This is a genomic window from Algibacter lectus, from assembly GCF_004368925.1.
GTDB classification, from domain to species: domain Bacteria; phylum Bacteroidota; class Bacteroidia; order Flavobacteriales; family Flavobacteriaceae; genus Algibacter; species Algibacter lectus.
Genome location: NZ_SORL01000007.1, coordinates 760,530 through 779,948, shown reverse-complemented (window position 1 = coordinate 779,948; position 19,419 = coordinate 760,530). Strand labels below are relative to the sequence as shown.

The 19,419-nt window shown below is 33.4% G+C and carries 8 protein-coding genes; 6 read left to right on the top strand and 2 right to left on the bottom strand.

Features of this window, described 5'->3' with window-relative positions; genetic code table 11:
- Positions 1 to 172: 172 nt before the first annotated feature.
- Positions 173 to 4,270 carry a hybrid sensor histidine kinase/response regulator transcription factor gene (locus DFQ06_RS04350; protein ID WP_133966217.1) on the bottom strand — a complete coding sequence of 1,366 codons (4,098 nt, stop codon included), beginning with the start codon at positions 4,268 to 4,270 and terminating at the stop codon, positions 173 to 175.
- Between the two features lie 286 nt (positions 4,271 to 4,556).
- On the opposite strand from DFQ06_RS04350, the gene DFQ06_RS04345 reads away from it, so the two are divergent.
- From DFQ06_RS04345 to DFQ06_RS04320, 6 genes are all read left to right on the top strand, one after another.
- The gene (locus DFQ06_RS04345) at positions 4,557 to 6,029 is read left to right on the top strand and encodes an arylsulfatase (protein WP_133966216.1); all 1,473 of its coding nucleotides are present in this window, start codon (positions 4,557 to 4,559) and stop codon (positions 6,027 to 6,029) included.
- Between the two features lie 28 nt (positions 6,030 to 6,057).
- The gene (locus DFQ06_RS04340) at positions 6,058 to 8,658 is read left to right on the top strand and encodes a fibronectin type III domain-containing protein (RefSeq protein WP_133966215.1); all 2,601 of its coding nucleotides are present in this window, start codon (positions 6,058 to 6,060) and stop codon (positions 8,656 to 8,658) included.
- 25 nt (positions 8,659 to 8,683) lie between these two features.
- Entirely contained in the window at positions 8,684 to 11,833 is a 3,150-nt protein-coding gene (locus DFQ06_RS04335) for a beta-galactosidase, LacZ type (protein WP_133966214.1), read from the top strand.
- Between the two features lie 58 nt (positions 11,834 to 11,891).
- A complete protein-coding gene (locus tag DFQ06_RS04330; RefSeq protein ID WP_133966213.1) occupies positions 11,892 to 14,978 on the top strand; it encodes a glycoside hydrolase family 2 TIM barrel-domain containing protein in 3,087 nt (1,028 codons plus the stop codon).
- Positions 14,979 to 15,367: 389 nt separating this feature from the next.
- Positions 15,368 to 16,978: a sulfatase gene (locus tag DFQ06_RS04325; RefSeq protein WP_133966212.1), complete on the top strand. Its 1,611-nt coding sequence runs from the start codon at positions 15,368 to 15,370 to the stop codon at positions 16,976 to 16,978.
- A 295-nt stretch (positions 16,979 to 17,273) separates the two neighbouring features.
- Positions 17,274 to 18,797, top strand: a complete 1,524-nt coding sequence (locus DFQ06_RS04320; RefSeq protein ID WP_133966211.1) for a GH3 family acyl-acid amido synthetase — start codon at positions 17,274 to 17,276, stop codon at positions 18,795 to 18,797.
- A 4-nt stretch (positions 18,798 to 18,801) separates the two neighbouring features.
- Here DFQ06_RS04320 and DFQ06_RS04315 read toward each other — a convergent pair whose 3' ends face one another.
- Entirely contained in the window at positions 18,802 to 19,404 is a 603-nt protein-coding gene (locus tag DFQ06_RS04315) for a hypothetical protein (protein ID WP_042498825.1), read from the bottom strand.
- Positions 19,405 to 19,419: the final 15 nt, after the last annotated feature.

Here is a 19,419-nt window from a genome sequence, read left to right as displayed (position 1 = left end):
ATAATGTAAAAATTAGTCTGATTAAAATATAATTTTTCTGAAAAACGGCTAAAAAATAGAGAAATATGTTAATTGAATGTATCTGAAAATTAACAAAATAGGTGCAAAAAAAATCTCAGTTATATGGTATAACCGAGATTTAAAAACTTCTTATAATTTATAAAAGATAATTTTATTCGGTATTCTGTTTAATATACTCTGTAGGACTCATGCCGTATTCTTTATTAAAGCATTTACTAAAGTATTTCTGGTTGTTAAATCCCGTCATGTAAGCAACTTCAGAGATATACATTTTATCTTGTTTTAGTAACTGAGCAGCTCGTTTTAGTTTTATGGTTTTAATGAAATTTACAGGAGTATCATTCAGTATTTGCTGTACTTTTCGATATAAGTTTGCTCTGCTCATTCCAATTTCAGAAGCTAAAAATTCTACGCTTAATAAATTATTGTTCATATTATCTTCAATAATTTTGATAAGCTTTTTAATGAATTTTTCGTCGTTAGAGTCTACGTGTTTATCAACAGGAGCTGTGGTTATAAGTTTGCTATATTTTTCCTTTAGATTATGTCTCGTTTTAAATGTGTTTTTTACTTTCCATTTAAGAAATTCTAAACTAAAAGGCTTTTCTATATAGTCGTTTGCTCCAAGACTTAAGCATTCAATTTTAGACTCGTCAGAATTTTTAGCAGTAAGCATAAAAATAGGCGTATTGTTAAATTCAGCATTCTTTTTTATCTGTTTTAACATAGAAAGACCATCTTGAATAGGCATTAAAATATCGCTTATAATAAGGTCTGGTTTTTCTGCCATAGCTTGTGCGTAACCTTCTTGGCCATTTGGAGCTTCAATAATATCAAAATCATCGCTTAACTCTTCTTTTACCATTTGCCTTAAATCATCATTATCTTCAACAATAAGCACCTTAGATTTTTTAGTTTTTTGTTCTATGTTTTTTTTATTATTAAACTCGGTAGAAACTTCTTCAATGACTTGGAATTCCGAGTTTTTTATGAAATTTCGTTTTAGAGGCATACTAGTTTGCATGCGCTCTTTTTTGCTATATTTATCTTTTGAAATAGGAATACAAAAAGTGAACTCTGTGTAAACATTCTCTTCGCTTTCTACCTTAATTGTACCATGATGACGCTCGATAAGTTTATGCACGAGTTCCATGCCAATTCCGGTTCCTGGTATTTGATTACGTTGTGATTTTGTTGCTTGGTAATAGCGATCGAAGATAAATTCTAAATCTTTTTTAGGAATTCCTAAACCATTATCTCGAACGCTACATCTTATATATTTACCATTGAATGGGTGAGGCTCACTCTCGTTTTTATTTGGTTTTATAACATCTAGATTTACTGTTATTTTTCCGTTTTTAGCGGTGTATTTAAAGGCATTGGAAACAAGATTAAATAGAATTTTCTCCAATAAATCTACATCGTACCAACCGGATGTTTTCTTTGTATTAGACGTAAAATCATAATCGATTTCATAAATTTTAGCAAAGTCGTTAAAGGCGTTTTTTATGGTATTAATATCTTTAACAATATCATTTTTAGAAACCTTGAGTTTAAATTTTCCTTCGTCAAACTTTCTAATATCCATAATCTGGTTTATTAGGCGGTGCATTCTAAGAGTATTGTTGTAAATACGCTGACTCGTTAAAGGACTTAATGTGAATTTTTTCTCTTTAACCACTTTTTCAATAGTACCTAATATTAAGGATAGAGGTGTGCGTAACTCATGAGAGATATCGGTAAAAAATATCATTTTCATTCTGTTAAGTTCATTGTCTTTTTCTCTAGAAATGGTTTCTTTTACAAGGTTTTTCTTTAGTAAATACCAACGTCTAATTAAAATAGAACCTATGTAAATAATTAATATACCTAATAGAACATAGGCTATAATAGCCCAAATACTTTTCCATATTGGCGGATTGATAATAAAGGAAACCTCGGCAGGTGTATCATTCCAGGCGCCATCACTGTTGGTACTTTTAACCATAAAGGTGTAAGTGCCAGGCGAGAGATCGTTATAATTTGCATTTCGGTTAGAAGCACTTGTATAAACCCAATAGTTGTTGAGTCCTTTTAATTTATAGGCGTATTGGTTTTTATTCGGTGTGGTTAAGTCTAACGAAGAAAAATTTACAGCAATGTTATTTTGATTGTACGGTAATTCTATTGGTGCACCAGAGTATGTGTAAAATTCATTGATGTTTTTAAAGCTATTCATAGCTTTGTTTTCTTGTGTTTTACCAAGAATAGCGAAACTTGTAATTACCGTAGTTGGCAATATAGTTTGCGGTGTTAATTTTGTTGTAAAAACACTATAAAAACCGTCGGTACATCCAAAATATATAATCTTCTTTTGAGTATTAACCGTACTGGAGTTAAAAAGGAATTGGTTTTCGTTAATACCATCTTCCACACCAAAAGGTATAAAACGTTGTGTTTTAATATTAAACTTTGTGATGCCATTTCTGGTACTCATCCAAATATTACCATTGTAATCCTCTTCAATAGCCGAAACTATTTTTGGTCTATAGGCGTTATTCTCTTTAAAATTATTGAACTTGTCAAGAGATGCTTCATACATATTTAATCCACCACCACGTGTTCCTACCCAAATATTATTTAAATTATCTTCATGTAAACTTAAAATAGCATTGGATGTTAAACCATTTTCTAGGGTAGGCAAATAGTGCTTTATGGTTTCATTTAACAGATCTACACAGTATAAACCTTCTCCACGTGTACCAATCCATAATTTATTGTTTTTCGCGAGTAAGAGGGTAGAGGTATGGTGATTTTCTAGTTTTTTAATTACATTTTGTTTAAATTCAGAAATGGCCTTATTGCTATTAATAATGTCAATACCACCGTTCCATAATGCTACCCAAAGTTCATTTTTATTTATAGGTACAATATCTTTAATAAGTTCTTTGTAAGATTTAATTTTAATTAAATCTAGTTTAGTATCGTTAGAGTTATAATTGTTGGTTTTATAAATGGCTTTATTATCAGCAATTAAAAACTCGGTGTTTTCGTAATTTCTTGTAATGGTTTGTATAAACTTGATGTCGTTTTCAATTTTAACATGGGCTTTGGTTTTTTGATTAAAATGAAAAAGACCTTCTCGTGTACCTACTAAAATATTGGCTAAGTTCAAACTCCTTAAACTCGTAGTAATGCTATTGCTTTGTGAGAGTTTGTTGTATTCAAATAAAGAAGTTCTGCCTAAATATTTATTAATTCCTTTAAATGAACCAATCCAAAGATTGCCATAATCATCAAATATGGTAGATGAAATATGATTGTTTAATAAGTTAACCTCTTTGCTAGTGTTTGAAAAATAATTAAAATGATAAGTATTATCTATTCTGTTGGCTTTAATTAACCCTTCTGATGATCCAATCCAAATGACATTATTTTTAGCATCTATAGAGACTGTCGTTAAAAAACAAGTGGAAGATAATTCTATATTAATATTAGGGTATTGTTCTAGAATCTCTATGTTATAGTCTGCTTTATTGGTGCCTAGAATATACATGCTGGTTGCACTTACTACCATTATTTTATTATCTGCCAAAAACTTCATATCAACAATTTTTTCATTGAAGTTCGTAGCTGTAATTAAATTGTTTTCGTTGATATAAAATAGGCCATTATCGTTAGCAATCCAATGTCTATCAAAATTATCGATTAGTACAGTAGATATGGTTTTGGCAGAAGTTTTGTATATGTTATCGCTAGGGGTGTTAGTAAAAACTTCGGGTAAGTTAATTTCAGAGATATCTTCCTTAGATTGAAATTTAAGTAAGCCTTCCGTTTGGATGTTTACCCAAATATCACCTGTTTTACTACTTGTTTTTACAAACGAGCTAATATTCTTCAAAAAACCTTTAAACTGGTTTTTTTTTCTATTATAATGAATAAGATAACTTTCGCTTCCTATCCATAGGTTCTTATGGGCGTCTTCAATAATAGAATTGATATTATTATTAGGAATAGAATTGGCATCAAAAACATCATATTGATATTCTTCCAAATCGTGTCCATCATATCTATAAAGGCCAGAATTACTTCCTATCCATAAATAACCGTAGCTATCTTTAAAAAGCACGTTTACCTTCTTGTTAAAAAGTACACCGTGTATATCTAATTCATGAAAGTTTAAAGAATTAGATTGAGAGAAAGAAATGTTTAAAGTGAAAAATGTAATAATTAAACATATGTAGGTAATGGTGGTTTTAAAAATGCTCATAAAAATCAAAGGAGTAATTATGTTGTATATAAAATATTCTTGACAGCATCACAATTTACATAAGTTTTATCATTTTTTACCCTTAATTAGCTTGAGCTAGGCCTAATAATGTAAAATAATAGGGGTGATAATGTTGCATCTCCTTTAGTTTAACCATGTATTGCAGGTATCGCAACATTTGTAGGGGGATTTTAATAAAACGAAGCTTTAATTTACAAGTATATTTGAATGTATTAAAATGTTCAAAGGAAATAGATCCTAAAACTTAGAAAAGAAATTGATAAAAATGAAAAAAGGTATTCAAATTTTACTGTCGGCTATTTTAGTTGCAAGTGCGTTTTCGTGTGGAAAAGCGAAAACCAAAGAAAATGTAATTTCTGCGGAAGTTGTAAAAGAGAATAAAAAGCCGAATATCATATATATATTGGCTGACGATCTTGGCTATGGTGATTTAAGTAGTTTTGGTCAACAAAAATTTAATACACCGCATATAGATAAATTAGCAGCAGAAGGTATGTTGTTCACTCAGCATTATGCAGGTAATACAGTTTGTGCACCATCACGTTCAGCTTTATTAACGGGTATGCATACAGGGCACACTCCAGTTCGTGGTAATAAAGAAGTTATGCCAGAAGGCCAATATCCAATTCCAGACAATACGTATACTATGGCAGAAGCGCTTCAAAAAGGGGGGTATGTTACAGGTGCTTTTGGTAAATGGGGTTTAGGTTATCCAGGATCAGAAGGTGATCCAAACAAACAAGGTTTCGATGTTTTTTATGGTTACAATTGTCAACGTTTAGGACATAATTATTATCCTTATCATTTATGGTCTAATCAAGATTCTATTGTTTTAACAGGTAATGCAGGGCATAAAAAAGAACAATATGCTCCAGAATTAATTCAAGAAAAAGCCATCGAGTTTTTAGAAACTTATAAGGATAGTACATTTTTTATGTATGTGCCGACCATTATTCCTCATGCCGAATTAGTAGCTCCAGAAGCAGTTTTAGCTAAATATAGAGGTAAATATACTCCAGAGAAAGTGTTTGAAGGTACAGATGATGGGCCGGAATATAGATTAGGTTTTTATGAATCTCAAACAGAGTCTCATGCTGCTTTTGTTGCCATGATTGAAATTATGGATAATCAAGTTGGTGAAATTATGGATAAAGTAAAAGAGTTAGGTCTTGAGGACAATACTATTGTTGTTTTTACTTCGGATAATGGACCTCATACTGAAGGTGGAGCCGATCCAAAATATTTTAATAGTAACGGACCTTTTAAAGGTGTTAAAAGAGATTTATATGAAGGTGGAATTCGTGTTCCAATGATGATTAAATGGCCAGGAAAAATTAAGCCAGGTAGTAAAAGTGATTTAATTTCTGCATTTTGGGATGTACTTCCAACGTTTTCTGAAGTAGCAGATGTTCCAGTTCCATCAAATTTAGATGGTATTTCATTTTTGCCAACATTATTAGATAATGCTTCGGAACAAAAACAACACGATTATTTATATTGGGAATTTCATGAAAGAGGAGGTCGCCAAGCGATTAGAAAAGGGAAGTGGAAAGCAGTAAAATATAAAGTACTTAAAAACCCGAATGCACCTATAGAATTATACGATTTATCTGTAGATGAAGGTGAGCAAAATAACGTTGCTAGCGAGCATCCAGAGGTTGTAAAAGATATGGAGCGTATTTTAAAAGAAGCAAGAACACCATCGGATGTGTTTACCTTCGATCAGGTTTCATTTTAAAAATTTAATAAGCGATTAATCTTAATTTATGGCTTTTAAAAAAGTGAAAATCATACAATTGGTTTTAGCGGTTTGCCTTGTGCAAACCGCTTCAATATATGCGCAAAATCCGGAATCTATAAATATAGATACCACAACTGGTCATGCTATTAAAAATGGTGCAAGTGGCTTCAATGTGCGTATAGCCGATAAAGTTTGGAGTTATACACATCCCGATTTTGTAGCTTCAGTAAAAGAGCTAAAACCAGGTTGGTTACGTTATTTTTCTGGCACAATGGGCGATGCTTTTAGTAGTGCAACAGGACAGTATGATTTGGATTATATTGCCATGTTCGATCACCAAAAACCTTATTTAAAAGGACATCGCTTTACGGAAGTTAAAGGTCCACATCGCGTTACCGATTTATATCATTTATTAAGTGAAATCAACGGAAAACTAGTGATTACGGTGAATGCTTTTTCTGAAACTCCAGAAATGGTGATGGAATTGGCACGCTTTTGTAAAAATAATAATATTAAAGTTGAAACTTGGCAATTTTGTAACGAACCCTATTTTTACGTGCCAAATAGAAATAGATATTGGTGGAATGATGGTTATGATTATGCGGCAAAAATGCAGCCTTATGCCGAGGCTATTCAAGAAGTGCTGCCAGATGCTAAATTAGCCTTGAATTATACTTGGGATGGTGTATGGACTTTTATGAAAGAGATTAATAAATTTCAAAAAACCAATGGTGCTTACTGGAATACGTTTTCAAAGCATTCTTACGCACCACATACCGGAAAAAAAGAAACGTTAGAGCAAGCTTATAAACGGGCAAACACCAAATTAATAGAAGCGACAAGTCCGTCGGCAATGTCGGAAATAGAAGATTATACTTGGAAAGGTGCCCTCATGATTATCACCGAATTTGGTGTATGGAACAGTCCGTTAAATGGTATTTATTCGGGTATTTATAACGTGGAATATATTATGCGTCAGTTGCAACACACCAACACCACTTATGTTGCAGCGCACGAGGTTAGTAACAAGTTTTTGCCTGCGGTAAATAAAAATAATTTGTTAGAAGACGCCTTTAAAAATAATCAGCAAATAGATACCGATACCATTATTACAGGTATTCATCGTGATATAGAAGGTAAAACTTTAAAAATATATCATGAGGCTACTAATAACTCTAATTTCTTATATAAAACCGATATCTCTAAAATGGTACAAGTTCCGGGATTAAAAGGCACAGAAGCAAATGGTATGTTTGTGCAAACCTACAAAGGGAATAATGGATTCAATTATTTAGTGATTACGAATAGAAGTGAAGAATCTAATCAGTTTCAAGTTAATATTAACGGCACACCATTAAAGGAAACTTTATTAACGAACTATATTTCTGCCGATGTTTTGAAAACGAGAAACCCAGATATTCAGGAAACTACATATAAAAACGGACTTATAACTGTAAAACCATTTAGTATTTCGATTAGTAAATGGAAAACGAATTCCAGTGCACTTACGCAACCAACTATTTATAAAGCAAGTATTGAGAAAAATGGAATCCAGTTAAATTGGGGAGAAGTTGGTTTAGCTACAGCGTATAAAGTTTATTATGGTACAGATGCTTTAAATTTAAATAAGTCGATTACTGTAAAAAACAAAACAGCCATTTTGTTTGAAGCAGTAGAGAAAGGAAAACCGTATTATTTTAAGCTACAAGCATTAAATAAAGCTATCGAAAGTCCAATCTCAGATGTGGTTTCAGTAACATTCAATAAACCGGAACAACCTGAAATTTTTAAAGTTTCAAGACGGGATTATAGTGTTACCCTTTTTTGGAAAAGTGTTGCAAACGCCAAAGGTTATTTAATACACTATGTTGATGAAAACGGAAAAGACATAGAGATTGATACCGATAATGTTTTCGGTTACCGTATTGAAGGTTTAAAGGATCAAACAGATTATCAATTTACAGTTTCAGCATACAACGGTTTAGGTAGAGGCGAAGCTTCCGATAAGGAAAACGTTACAGTATCTTCTAGAATACCGTTTAGTCCGCGTAATGTTTCAGCTGTAAAAAAATCATCAAATACCATTGAGGTTAAATGGCATAGCCAAGATCAAGTCTTGGAAGGCACAAGCTATAATGTGTATCGTGGTGAGAAGTTGCATGAGTTTACCAAAATTGCGACGGCTGTAAAAGACACCGTTTTTCTGGATAACAATATCTTAAATGATAAGCAATATTATTACACCGTAAAAGGGTTAACCGATGCTGGCGAAAGTAATTTTTATCCAAATATAGCCACGGCATTTTCAGCAGAAAACAATGATAAAATTACTATTCAAGTTGTTGAAACTAAAGAAGACGGTTATCTTGTAAAGGTGAAACTTAATAAACTTCAACTAAAGGAAAATGACGCTTTTGGTATTATTATCAATAATGTATCTTATTTAAATGTAGAAGATATTAAAATTGAAGGTACACGAAGACCTGAAGAAACCAAGCAATTTCAGGCATTTATTCCTTTATCAAAAGTTAAACAAAATTCAAATTATACCATAAAAGCATTCATTACTAAACAAGGTAAAACGTTAGAAAGTGCTCTGGTAAATCAACATATTACAACAAAATAAAGAGAACCACTAACTTAATTATAAAATGAAAAAGTATTTAATCCTCATCATCGCTGTTATTTCATTAGTATCCTGTGATAAAACAGAAACAAGACCGGTTTATACGGCTGAAAAATGGGAAAATCCAGAATGGGAGAATCCAGAAATATTTCAAATTAATAGAGAAGAGCCAACGGCATCATTCTATAAATATACTAATGAAAATGAAGCATTAGGGAATGAATCTTGGGAGAATTCTCCGTTATATCAATCTTTAAACGGTGTTTGGAAATTTTATTACGCAGATAGTGTACAAGCGCGTCCAACCGATTTTTACAAAGAAAATTTCGATGTCAAACAATGGGATACACTTACTGTACCATCTAACTGGGAATTAAAAGGTCATGGTGTGCCAATTTATACAAATAGAACGTATATGTTTCCTCCAAATCCTCCATATATACCTCATAACTTAAACAGCAACGGTAGTTATAAAAGAGATTTTGAAGTTTCAGAAAATTGGGACGGTAAAGATGTTTATTTACATTTTGCAGGTGTTAGCGGTGCTATGTATGTTTGGTTAAACGGTGAAATGGTAGGTTATAATGAAGGTAGTAAAACACCGGTGGAGTTTAAAATAACCGATTTAGTGAAGTCTGGAAAAAATAGCTTAGCTGTACAAGTTTTACGTTGGTCGGATGCTAGTTATATGGAAGATCAAGATTTTTGGAGATTAAGCGGTATTGAGCGCGATGTGTACTTATATGCTAGTAATAAAGTAACGTTACGAGATTTTAGAGTAACATCAGATTTAGAAAATAATTTTCAAGATGGTGTATTTAAAGTAGATTTAAAAGTTGATAATAATACTTCTAAAGCAGCAGAGCAGGTTGTTAAAATTCAATTATTAGATGGTGATAAAGAAATTTATACCGATTCTAAATCGGTAGCTTTAAAAGTAGGAAGAAATGAGTTGAGTTTTGGTAAAATAATTCCGAATGTAAAAACATGGAACGCAGAGTCTCCAAACTTATACACGCTTTTGCTAACTGTTAATGGAGAGTCTACTGCCATTAAAGTTGGTTTTAGAAACATTGAAATTAAAAACAACCAGTTTCTTGTAAATGGTATGCCTATTTTATTAAAAGGTGCAAATTTACACGACCATAGCGAAACTGAAGGTCACGTAATTTCTGAAGCTTTAACCATGAAGGATTTAGAAGTTATGAAGCAAAATAACTTAAACGCTATTCGTTGTAGTCACTACCCGAAAAACCCACATTTTTATAGATTATGTGATAAATATGGTTTTTATGTTATTGATGAAGCAAATATTGAAACGCACGGTATGGGGACAACCAACCAAGGTTTGAATAATAATAAAAAAGATCAGTCTGTTCACCCTGCATATTTACCACAATGGAAAGCCATGCATATGGATAGAACGGTACGCATGTTTGAGCGTGATAAAAATTACCCATCTATTGTAACTTGGTCTTTAGGAAATGAAGCCGGAAATGGTGAAAACTTTTTTGCAACTTACAAATGGTTAAAAGAGCAAGATAGTACAAGACCAACGCAGTATGAAGGAGCTACACAATATTCTAATACAGATATTCAAGCGCCAATGTATTGGACAATTGATCGTATGGTTAAATATGCTGAAAATAACCCAACGCGCCCTTTAATTCAATGTGAATACGCACATGCTATGGGGAATAGTGTTGGTAATTTACAAGATTATTGGAATGTTATTGAAAAATACGACATCATGCAAGGTGGTTTTATTTGGGATTGGGTAGACCAAGGTATTCTTACTGAAAATGAAGACGGCGAAGCATTTTGGGCTTACGGTGGCGATTTAGGTGCAGGACATTTACATAATGATAAAAATTTCTGTTTAAACGGTATTGTTAACCCAGATAGAACGGCGCATCCTGCTTTATTTGAAGTTAAAAAAGTGTATCAATATATTAAGTTTAAAGCTATAAATGCTAAAAAAGGAACGTTTGGAATTAAAAACATTTACGATTTCACAAACTTAAATACTTTAGATTTTTCTTATACTTTATTGAAAAATGGTGTTGAAATCGCAGATGGAAAATTACCTGTTTTAGATGTAGCACCATACACGGCTAAAACTGTAAATATAGATTTACCAAAGTTGGATGATGCTAATGCAGAATATCATGTTAACATTTATGCAAAAACAAAAACAGCGACAGATTTAGTACCAAGCGGACATACGGTGGCTTACGAGCAATTCGAAGTTCAAAAAGGACAATTTAATTTTGGAATAAATAAATCTACTGATGAATTAATTGTTGGAGAAGATGCTGAAAAAATATTAATTTCTAGTAAAGATATTAAGGTTGCTTTCAACAAAGCTACAGGTGTTTTAAATGAATTAGATTACGGTAATGGTAACGTTATTTTAAAAGGTATTCAAGCTAACTTCTGGCGCCCAACAACCGATAACGATTATGGTTTTAAAATGCCTAAGAAAATGGGCGTTTGGAAAGAAGCTACCAAAAATCAAGGTTGTGTAGATATTAAGCAAGAAACAGATGCTTCTGGTAACAGCGTAGTAACCGTAAATTACAAATTAGCCGCTATTAATGGCGCTTTACAAATGGTTTACACGATAAATACGGAAGGATCTATTCTAGTAAACACTACTCTTTCTGGTATAAATGGAGAGCTACCTGTATTGCCTAGATTTGGTAATAACTTGGTTATTAATAACGAGTTTAGTAACGTAGCTTGGTTTGGTAGAGGCCCTCACGAAAATTATCAAGATAGAAATACATCGGCATTGGTTGGTTTATATAAAGCATCGGTAAGCGATTTATATTTTCCATACATTCGTCCACAAGAAAACGGTTATAAAACGGATACACGATGGATCACGTTTACAAACGAATCTGGTAACGGAATTAAAGTAACTGCGGAAGATTTAGTGTCATTTAGTGCCCACCACCAGTACAACGACGATTTTGATGCTGGAGAAGATAAAAGACAACGCCATACTACCGATATCGAAAAACGAGATTTAGTAAACATCAATATCGATTACAAACAAATGGGTGTTGGCGGCGATACAAGTTGGGGTAGAATGCCACACAAGGAATATCAAATAGAAGCTGATAACTTAACTTATAGTTATACCATTGAAGCGGTAAAAGCCGAAAAATAGAGTTGATAGGCCTTATGGTTTTTCATTAGACGTAAAGGATAAAAATGTTAGAAATAATATGCTAAAACAAATTAAAAATATTAAAATATCGCTTGTTCTTTTCAGTTTGCTATACTTATGTCTAGTTGGTTGTAAAGAGGAAAGTAGTACGATAGAAACACGATTACGAACTAGTTTTGATGCCGATTGGAAATTTATCCAAGAGAATATTAAAGGTGCCGAAGTTGTCGATTTTAATGATACAAATTGGCAAACTGTAAATGTACCTCACGATTGGAGTATTGAAGGTGAATACGACGAAAGTAACCCTATGGGAGCGCAATGTGGCTACTTACCGGCAGGTTTAGGTTGGTATAGAAAAACCATTGATGTACCAAGTTCATGGAAAGGTAAACAAGTTGAAATTGCTTTCGATGGTGTGTTTATGAATAGCACGGTTTGGGCCAATGGTGTAAAATTAGGCAACCGACCTTATGGCTGGGTGTCTTTTGCTTACGATATTAGTGACATTGCGGATAGTACCGATCAAATTACCTTTGCAGTACATGTGGATAACGACAAACAACCATCGGCGCGTTGGTATACTGGTAGCGGTATTTATGCTCACACTTGGATTGATGTAAAAAATAAAACAAACATTGCTCGCGATGGCATTTTTGTAACAACCAAAGGCGGTCAGGTTTTTGTTGAAACTGAATTTGCTCCAGAAAATAAGGATGTTAAAAATGCGGTTTTAGTAACATCAATACTTGATAAAAGTGGAGTAGTAGTTGCTTCTTCCGAAGAAAAAATTGAGAACCTAAATACTGCAACTAAAATAGAATTAGCTATTTCAAATCCTAATCGTTGGTCTACGGAAACTCCATATTTATATACGTTAAAAAGTGAGTTATTGGTGAATAATAAATTGGTAGATGTTGTGAAAACCAAATTTGGTGTTCGTGATATTGAATGGATTGCCGAAACGGGTATGTGGATTAATGGTGAAAACGTCAAACTTCAAGGGGTTTGTAATCATCAAGATGCTGGAGCTTTAGGGGCTGCGGTGCCCGATAAAATTTTACGTTTCAGAATTCAGCAATTAAAAGATATGGGGGTAAACGCCATTAGAACATCTCACAATCCGCAAACGCCTATATTTTATGAGCTTTGTGATGAAATGGGAATGTTAGTCATGGACGAAATTTTCGATGGATGGATGAAAAAAGCCAAAAACGATTATGGTGCTCATTTTTTTGATCAGTGGTGGAAGAAAGATTTAACCGATTGGATTAAGCGTGATAGAAACCATCCATCCATAGTAATTTATAGTGTTGGTAACGAAACCCGTGGGGCTATTGCTAAAGATTTAGTAGCACAATGTAACCTCCTAGATCCAACAAGACCTGTAACATCTGGACATTCAGGATCTGATTTTATGAATGTTTTAGGTGTAAACGGAAGTAGTGAAAAGCAAGGGTATTTAGAAAATTTAACTGAAAAGCAAAAAGGAAAAGTTTTTATAGGAACAGAAAATACACATACTTGGCAAGTTCGCGGTTTTTACCGAACAAAAACATGGTTTAGAGATGGTTATCCTAATAAAAATCAAAGACCATACGAACTTCCTGATTTAACAGAAGAAGAAGTCTTTACTCACGATTGGGTAGATGAATTAGATAGAAAAAATAGAAAACAAATATTTAATTCTAGTTATGATAATGCTACAGTGCGTGTGTCTTCTAGATTAAACATCGAACAACTTCGCGATATTCCGGCCTACGCAGGATCGTTCCGTTGGACGGGTTACGATTATATTGGCGAAGCTGGTTATGTACATGGTGGCTGGCCGTTTAAGGCGTTTATGGGTGGAGCAATTGATTTAGCTAACTTTGAAAAAGACTTATTTTACTTATATCAAAGTCAATGGACAAATGAGCCAATGGTACATGTTTTACCACACTGGACACATCCTAAAGTGGCTTTAAATACCGAAATTCCGGTTTGGGCATACTCTAATTGTGACGAAGTGGAATTGTTTTTCAATAACACATCATTAGGAAAATTAAAACCTGGCACAGCTTGGGATGAAATGCAATGCCAATGGATGGTAAAATGGCAACCAGGAACTTTAAAAGCTGTAGGTTATAAAGCAGGAAAAGTAGTTTCAGAAGAAATTGTACAAACCGCGGCACAACCTTCAAAAATACAATTATCTATAGATGGTGAACCACTTGGTAATAGCAGTCAGGATATTGTACAAGTACGTGTTTCTACAACCGATAGTTTAGGTGTTTTTTATCCTTACGGGGAAAACAGAACGTACTTTAACGTTTTGGGCGCTGGTAAAATTAAAGCGCTAGATAACGGTAGTCCGGTAGATGTAGAGCAACATGTTGGTCCTAATCACAGAACAGCATTTTACGGTTTAACACGTGCTTATATTGAGTCTACAGACCAAAATGGAGCTATTAATTTGTTAGCGAGTTGTATTTTAGGTGAGAAAAAACAAATCACTTCTAACTTGGTAAGTATTGATACAGAAATTATTAATTTAAGAGGTGATAAAGTAGACCCTAAAATTGACGTGTTTTATACTGTAAATGGCAATGTGCCAACTATAAGTTCTAGTAAATATCAAAACAGTTTTAAAATTGAAAAAGAAACTACCGTTAAAGCATTAATTGTTGTTGATGGTATTGAAACTCAAATTTTAGAAGAACGTTTTGGTGAAAATGAAGGTTTTACTTGGAACAAAAACACAGGAGATGGAGAACAAATAGGAGAGCAAGCTGAGGAAGCCACGCTTAATAATGCTAAGATAATTACTAATGGAGCAAACTTTAAAGGCAAAGGTTTTGTTAGTATGAATAAGGCCCAAGGCGCTTCTGTATCTTGGTATCAAGAGAATGATGGCGGTGCAGGTCCTGCCGATTTGTATATGCGTTATAGTATAAAATTAAAGGAAGCTGCTGGGACTTTTATAAAAGTTACTGTAAACGGAAAAGTGGTTAACGATAAATTGTTTTTACCAAATTCTAGCAACATGGGTAAAGCATGGAGTAAAGCTAAATTACCTATTAAAATAGACCGTGGTGCTAATACGATTAAGATAGAAACAGTAGAAGATAAAGGATTGTTTATTGATGAAATTATTATTAGATAATTTTCTAATTTAAGTTATCGAGTATATTTTTCCTTTTAGGAAAATTTAAAATAGATATAAAACTAAAAAAAGCTCTATTAGCATAGTAAATCATGCTTATAGAGCTTTTTTGATTCATTTTGAACCCATATTTGAGAATTTTAAAATATTAAAACGCCTTATTTTTGATATGATGCAAGGGGAATTCACCTCTAAGGAGATTAAACCTTCTTGTTTGTTTTGTTTTAGTTTAAGTATAATTGCTGCCTTTAATTTTTGTTTGTTGAAGGCAGTTTTTTAATGGTTGTAGATTGTTTATATTTAGAGCTAGAACAGTAATTAAATTAAAATAAAAAAATAGCTTTTGGGAGCTATTTCATTGAGATAAATAAAAATAGTTATAAAAGTTTATGAAATTAAAAAAAGCATCGAAATATTTGGTACTCGCTTTAACTTTAGGGAGTACGGTTTTTACGTCTTGTAAATCTGAAAAAGCAGAAGTTGAACCTAAGAAGCCCAATGTGCTATTTGTATTGGTAGACGATTTAGGCTATCAAGATTTAAGCGTTATGGGAAGCGATTATTACGAAACGCCGAACATTGATAAAATTGCAAAATCTGGAACTATTTTTACAAATGGTTATGCTACATGTACAGTATGTAGTCCGTCGCGAGCAAGTTTGCTTACCGGACAATTTACAGCGAGACATGGTATCACGCAATACGAAGGTGCTCAATCTGGACAGGGTTGGAAAGCCAAAAACCGATATACAAAATTATTACCACCAGATTTTAAACAACATTTAGATCTCGATGCGCTTACGTTGCCAGAAGCCTTTAAAGCTGGAGGGTACAGCACATTTTTTGCTGGTAAATGGCATTTAGGAAGTAAAGAGCAACACTCTTTGCCAACCGATCATGGTTTTGATGTTAACCAAGGAGGAAACAAATCTGGAGGACCAAATGGCGGTTATTTTTCGCCGTTTAAAAACCCTAACTTAACAAACTTACCTGAAGAAAAAGGGATGACGTTATCTATGAAGCTTGCCAAAGAAACTTCAAAGTTTATAGAAAAAAATAAAGACACTACTTTTTTAGCTTATTTATCGTTTTACGCAGTTCATGCGCCTATTCAAACTTCTGAAGAAAAATGGAAAAAATATAGAGATAAGGCGGAGAAAATGGGAATTGATGAAAATGGATTTAAAATGGAACGTGTTTTACCAGCTCGAAAACATCAAGATAATCCCGTTTATGCAGGTTTGATTGAGCAGGTTGATGAGGCGCTTGGAACTGTAATGCAAACGCTTAGAGATTTAGATTTAGACAAAAACACTATTATAGTATTCACATCGGATAATGGAGGTGTGACTTCTGGTGACAATTTTTCTACAGCACAGCTAGATATTCGTGGTGGTAAAGGTTATCAATGGGAAGGTGGCGTGCGCATTCCGTATTTTGTATATGTTCCATGGATGGATCAAAAAGGTAGCAATATCGATGTACCAGTTTCTGGAACCGATTTATTTCCAACACTTTTAGATTTAGCAGGTTTACCATTAGAACCACAAGCGCATATGGATGGCGTGAGTTTAAAACCACTTTTAGAGGGTAAAACTATAGATGAAAGACCTTTGTTTTGGCATTATCCACATTATGGAAATCAAGGCGGAGAACCAAGTTCTATAATCCGAAAAGGAAATTGGAAACTTATTTATTATTGGGAAGATTTACACAGTGAATTGTACAATTTGGATAGTGATTTAATGGAACGTAATAACGTTGCAGATAGTAATAAAGAATTAACAGCATCATTAAAAACGGAGCTTTTAGAATGGTTAGAAAGCATGAATACGCAGTATGCCGAAGAGGATCCGTTATGGGATGAAGCAGCTAGAAAAAAACGTTTAGAAAACCATAGAACGCAGTTGTTACCTAGGTTAGAAAAACAACGTAAAAAGATGCTGTCTCCCGATTATAAACCAAATAAAGATTGGTGGGGAAGTCAAGTTGAGAAGTAGAATGCTTTAGTTCGAAAAGGAATAAAACAGACGTTTAACTTTTCCGCGAAAGCGATATTTAGATTAGAGTATATTTTAGATTAAGTAGTTTTAAAACCGATGAATCTCAGGGGCTCATCGGTTTTTTTGTGCTATTTTTTTCTGCTTTGGATTAATAATTATTTTGATACAGCTAAACTATTCTATGGTTTTGGCGGATTTTTGATAGATGAGTTCGTGGCGCGTTTCATATTAAATTCAAACGCAATTTACGTACGCTTAAAAACAGCTATTAACCGATAAAACCACTGTAAATATGGCCATAATAGGAAATATAATTAAAGGAATAATTCATGCATCAGAAATCATTTCTTCAGAATTTGATGCTGCAGAAGAACAACGCGAGGTTCTAAAAGATTTACTAGAAACAGCAAAAAATACAGAGTTTGGTAAAGCTTATCAATTTGAAGAGATTCTAAAATCGGATACTATGGAACGTGATTTTAGAGCTAAAGTGCCATTTCACGATTACAATCAAATTACAGAACAGTGGTGGGAAAAGGTGCAAGCTGGTGAAAAGGATATTACTTGGCCAGATAGCCCAGATTATTTTGCTCTAAGTTCGGGAACTACAGGGAAAACAAATAAACGTATTCCGGTTACAGATGCCATGGTTAAAGCTATTAGAAATGCAGGAATTCAACAAGTTCTCGCCTTAAGAAATTTTGATTTACCGGCCGATTTTTATGAAAAAGAAATTATGATGTTGGGAAGTTCTACAGATCTTGAAGAACATAATGATGCGCTAGAAGGTGAAATTAGTGGTATTAGCGCCAGTAATATCCCGTTTTGGTTTCAAAATTATTATAAGCCAGGAAAAGAAATTGCTCAAATTGACGATTGGGATAAACGTGTACAACGTATTGCGGAAAACGCTGCTAATTGGGATATTGGTGCACTAAGCGGTATTCCATCTTGGATGGAGTTAATGCTGCAAAAAGTGATAGATTATCACGGTTTAAATAATATACATGAGATTTGGCCAAACTTACAAGTGTATACTTCTGGAGGTGTAGCTTTTGGTCCATATAAAAGGAGTTTTAATGCCCTTTTAGGAAAACCGATTACGGTTATTGATACTTATTTGGCTTCGGAAGGTTTTATGGCATTCCAAGAACGACCAGATACGGATGCTATGAAGTTAGTAACCAATAATGGCGTTTATTTTGAATTTGTACCTTTTAAGCCAGAGTACATTCAGGCCGATGGTTCGTTGGTGCAAGATGCACCGTCGTTATCTATTTCTGAGGTAGAACTTAATCAAGATTATGTTTTGGTAATTAGTACGGTTGCAGGATCGTGGCGTTATTTAATAGGTGATACTATTGAGTTTACAGATATTAAACGTGCCGAAATTAAAATTACGGGACGAACAAAATTCTTTTTAAATACTGTTGGTTCTCAGTTATCGGTTAATAAATTGAATGATGCTGTGCAACACCTAGAAAAGGAATTTGATATTGAAATACCTGAATATACCTTATGTGCCAATAGAATTAATGATGATTTTTACCACTGCTGGTATTTGGGTACAGAGTCTAACATAGAGACTGATAAATTGGTAAATGCTTTAGATGAATTTCTAAAGAATGCCAATAAAAATTATAAAGTGGCACGTTCTAAAGCTTTAGAAGGTGTAAAGGTTAACACAGTATCACCTTCTGTTTTTCACGATTGGAGTGGAAGTAACAAAAAGAAAGGCGGACAAGTAAAAATGGAGCGTGTTATGGGGCAAGATAAATTTGCCGAATGGGAAGATTTTGTAGCCTCCAAGCTGTAAGAAATTAGTTTTCTACAGCTTCTCGTTCTTTCACTAACAGTAAAATTTCATCTGGAGCTAAATAGTATTTTCTAATACGGGCTTTATATGTTTCTTCGATTTCAGCATTATTTAGAATAAAATGCTTTGTTTTTAGAATATATTCTGCCATTCCAGATGAAACCGCGTAAGAGTCTGCTGTGCGTTCTGCTTTTCTAATATGGTTATCGGAAAGTAAATATCTAATACCGAACCAAATAAGGTTAAGGCTGCTGCGGTTTTGGTAATCGCAAATATGGCCTAATTCATGGCCAAGCCATCCAATTAAAATATCGCTATCTACATCGGTAGTTTTAAATTCTTTCCCCGATATTTTAAACTTTCTACTCAATAACACCAAATACTTTCTTTTTTTACGATTTTTTAAAAGACTGCAAAATACAGGTTGCGCCAGCATGGTCGATTTTTTGATGTCGTTTTTAAAGCGAAACTCTATTTCGGTATCTTTTAATTGCGGATAGTAAGCTAGCGCAATTGTGGCTTCTTTTTTTATAATTTCGGGTATAATGTGTTGTGCTTTTGTGTATTCTACACTCATAAATATTAGTATATAAATTAAAAATTTCATTCGTTTTATTTCGAT

Excerpts from the sequence above, each read along its gene's own strand:
- DFQ06_RS04350 (WP_133966217.1), bottom strand. The coding sequence starts at position 4,270 with ATGAGCATTTTTAAAACCACCATTACCTACATATGTTTAATTATTACA.
- DFQ06_RS04340 (WP_133966215.1), top strand. The coding sequence starts at position 6,058 with ATGGCTTTTAAAAAAGTGAAAATCATACAATTGGTTTTAGCGGTTTGC.
- DFQ06_RS04345 (WP_133966216.1), top strand. The coding sequence starts at position 4,557 with ATGAAAAAAGGTATTCAAATTTTACTGTCGGCTATTTTAGTTGCAAGT.
- DFQ06_RS04325 (WP_133966212.1), top strand. The coding sequence starts at position 15,368 with ATGAAATTAAAAAAAGCATCGAAATATTTGGTACTCGCTTTAACTTTA.
- DFQ06_RS04320 (WP_133966211.1), top strand. The coding sequence starts at position 17,274 with ATGGCCATAATAGGAAATATAATTAAAGGAATAATTCATGCATCAGAA.
- DFQ06_RS04315 (WP_042498825.1), bottom strand. The coding sequence starts at position 19,404 with ATGAAATTTTTAATTTATATACTAATATTTATGAGTGTAGAATACACA.
- DFQ06_RS04335 (WP_133966214.1), top strand. The coding sequence starts at position 8,684 with ATGAAAAAGTATTTAATCCTCATCATCGCTGTTATTTCATTAGTATCC.
- DFQ06_RS04330 (WP_133966213.1), top strand. The coding sequence starts at position 11,892 with ATGCTAAAACAAATTAAAAATATTAAAATATCGCTTGTTCTTTTCAGT.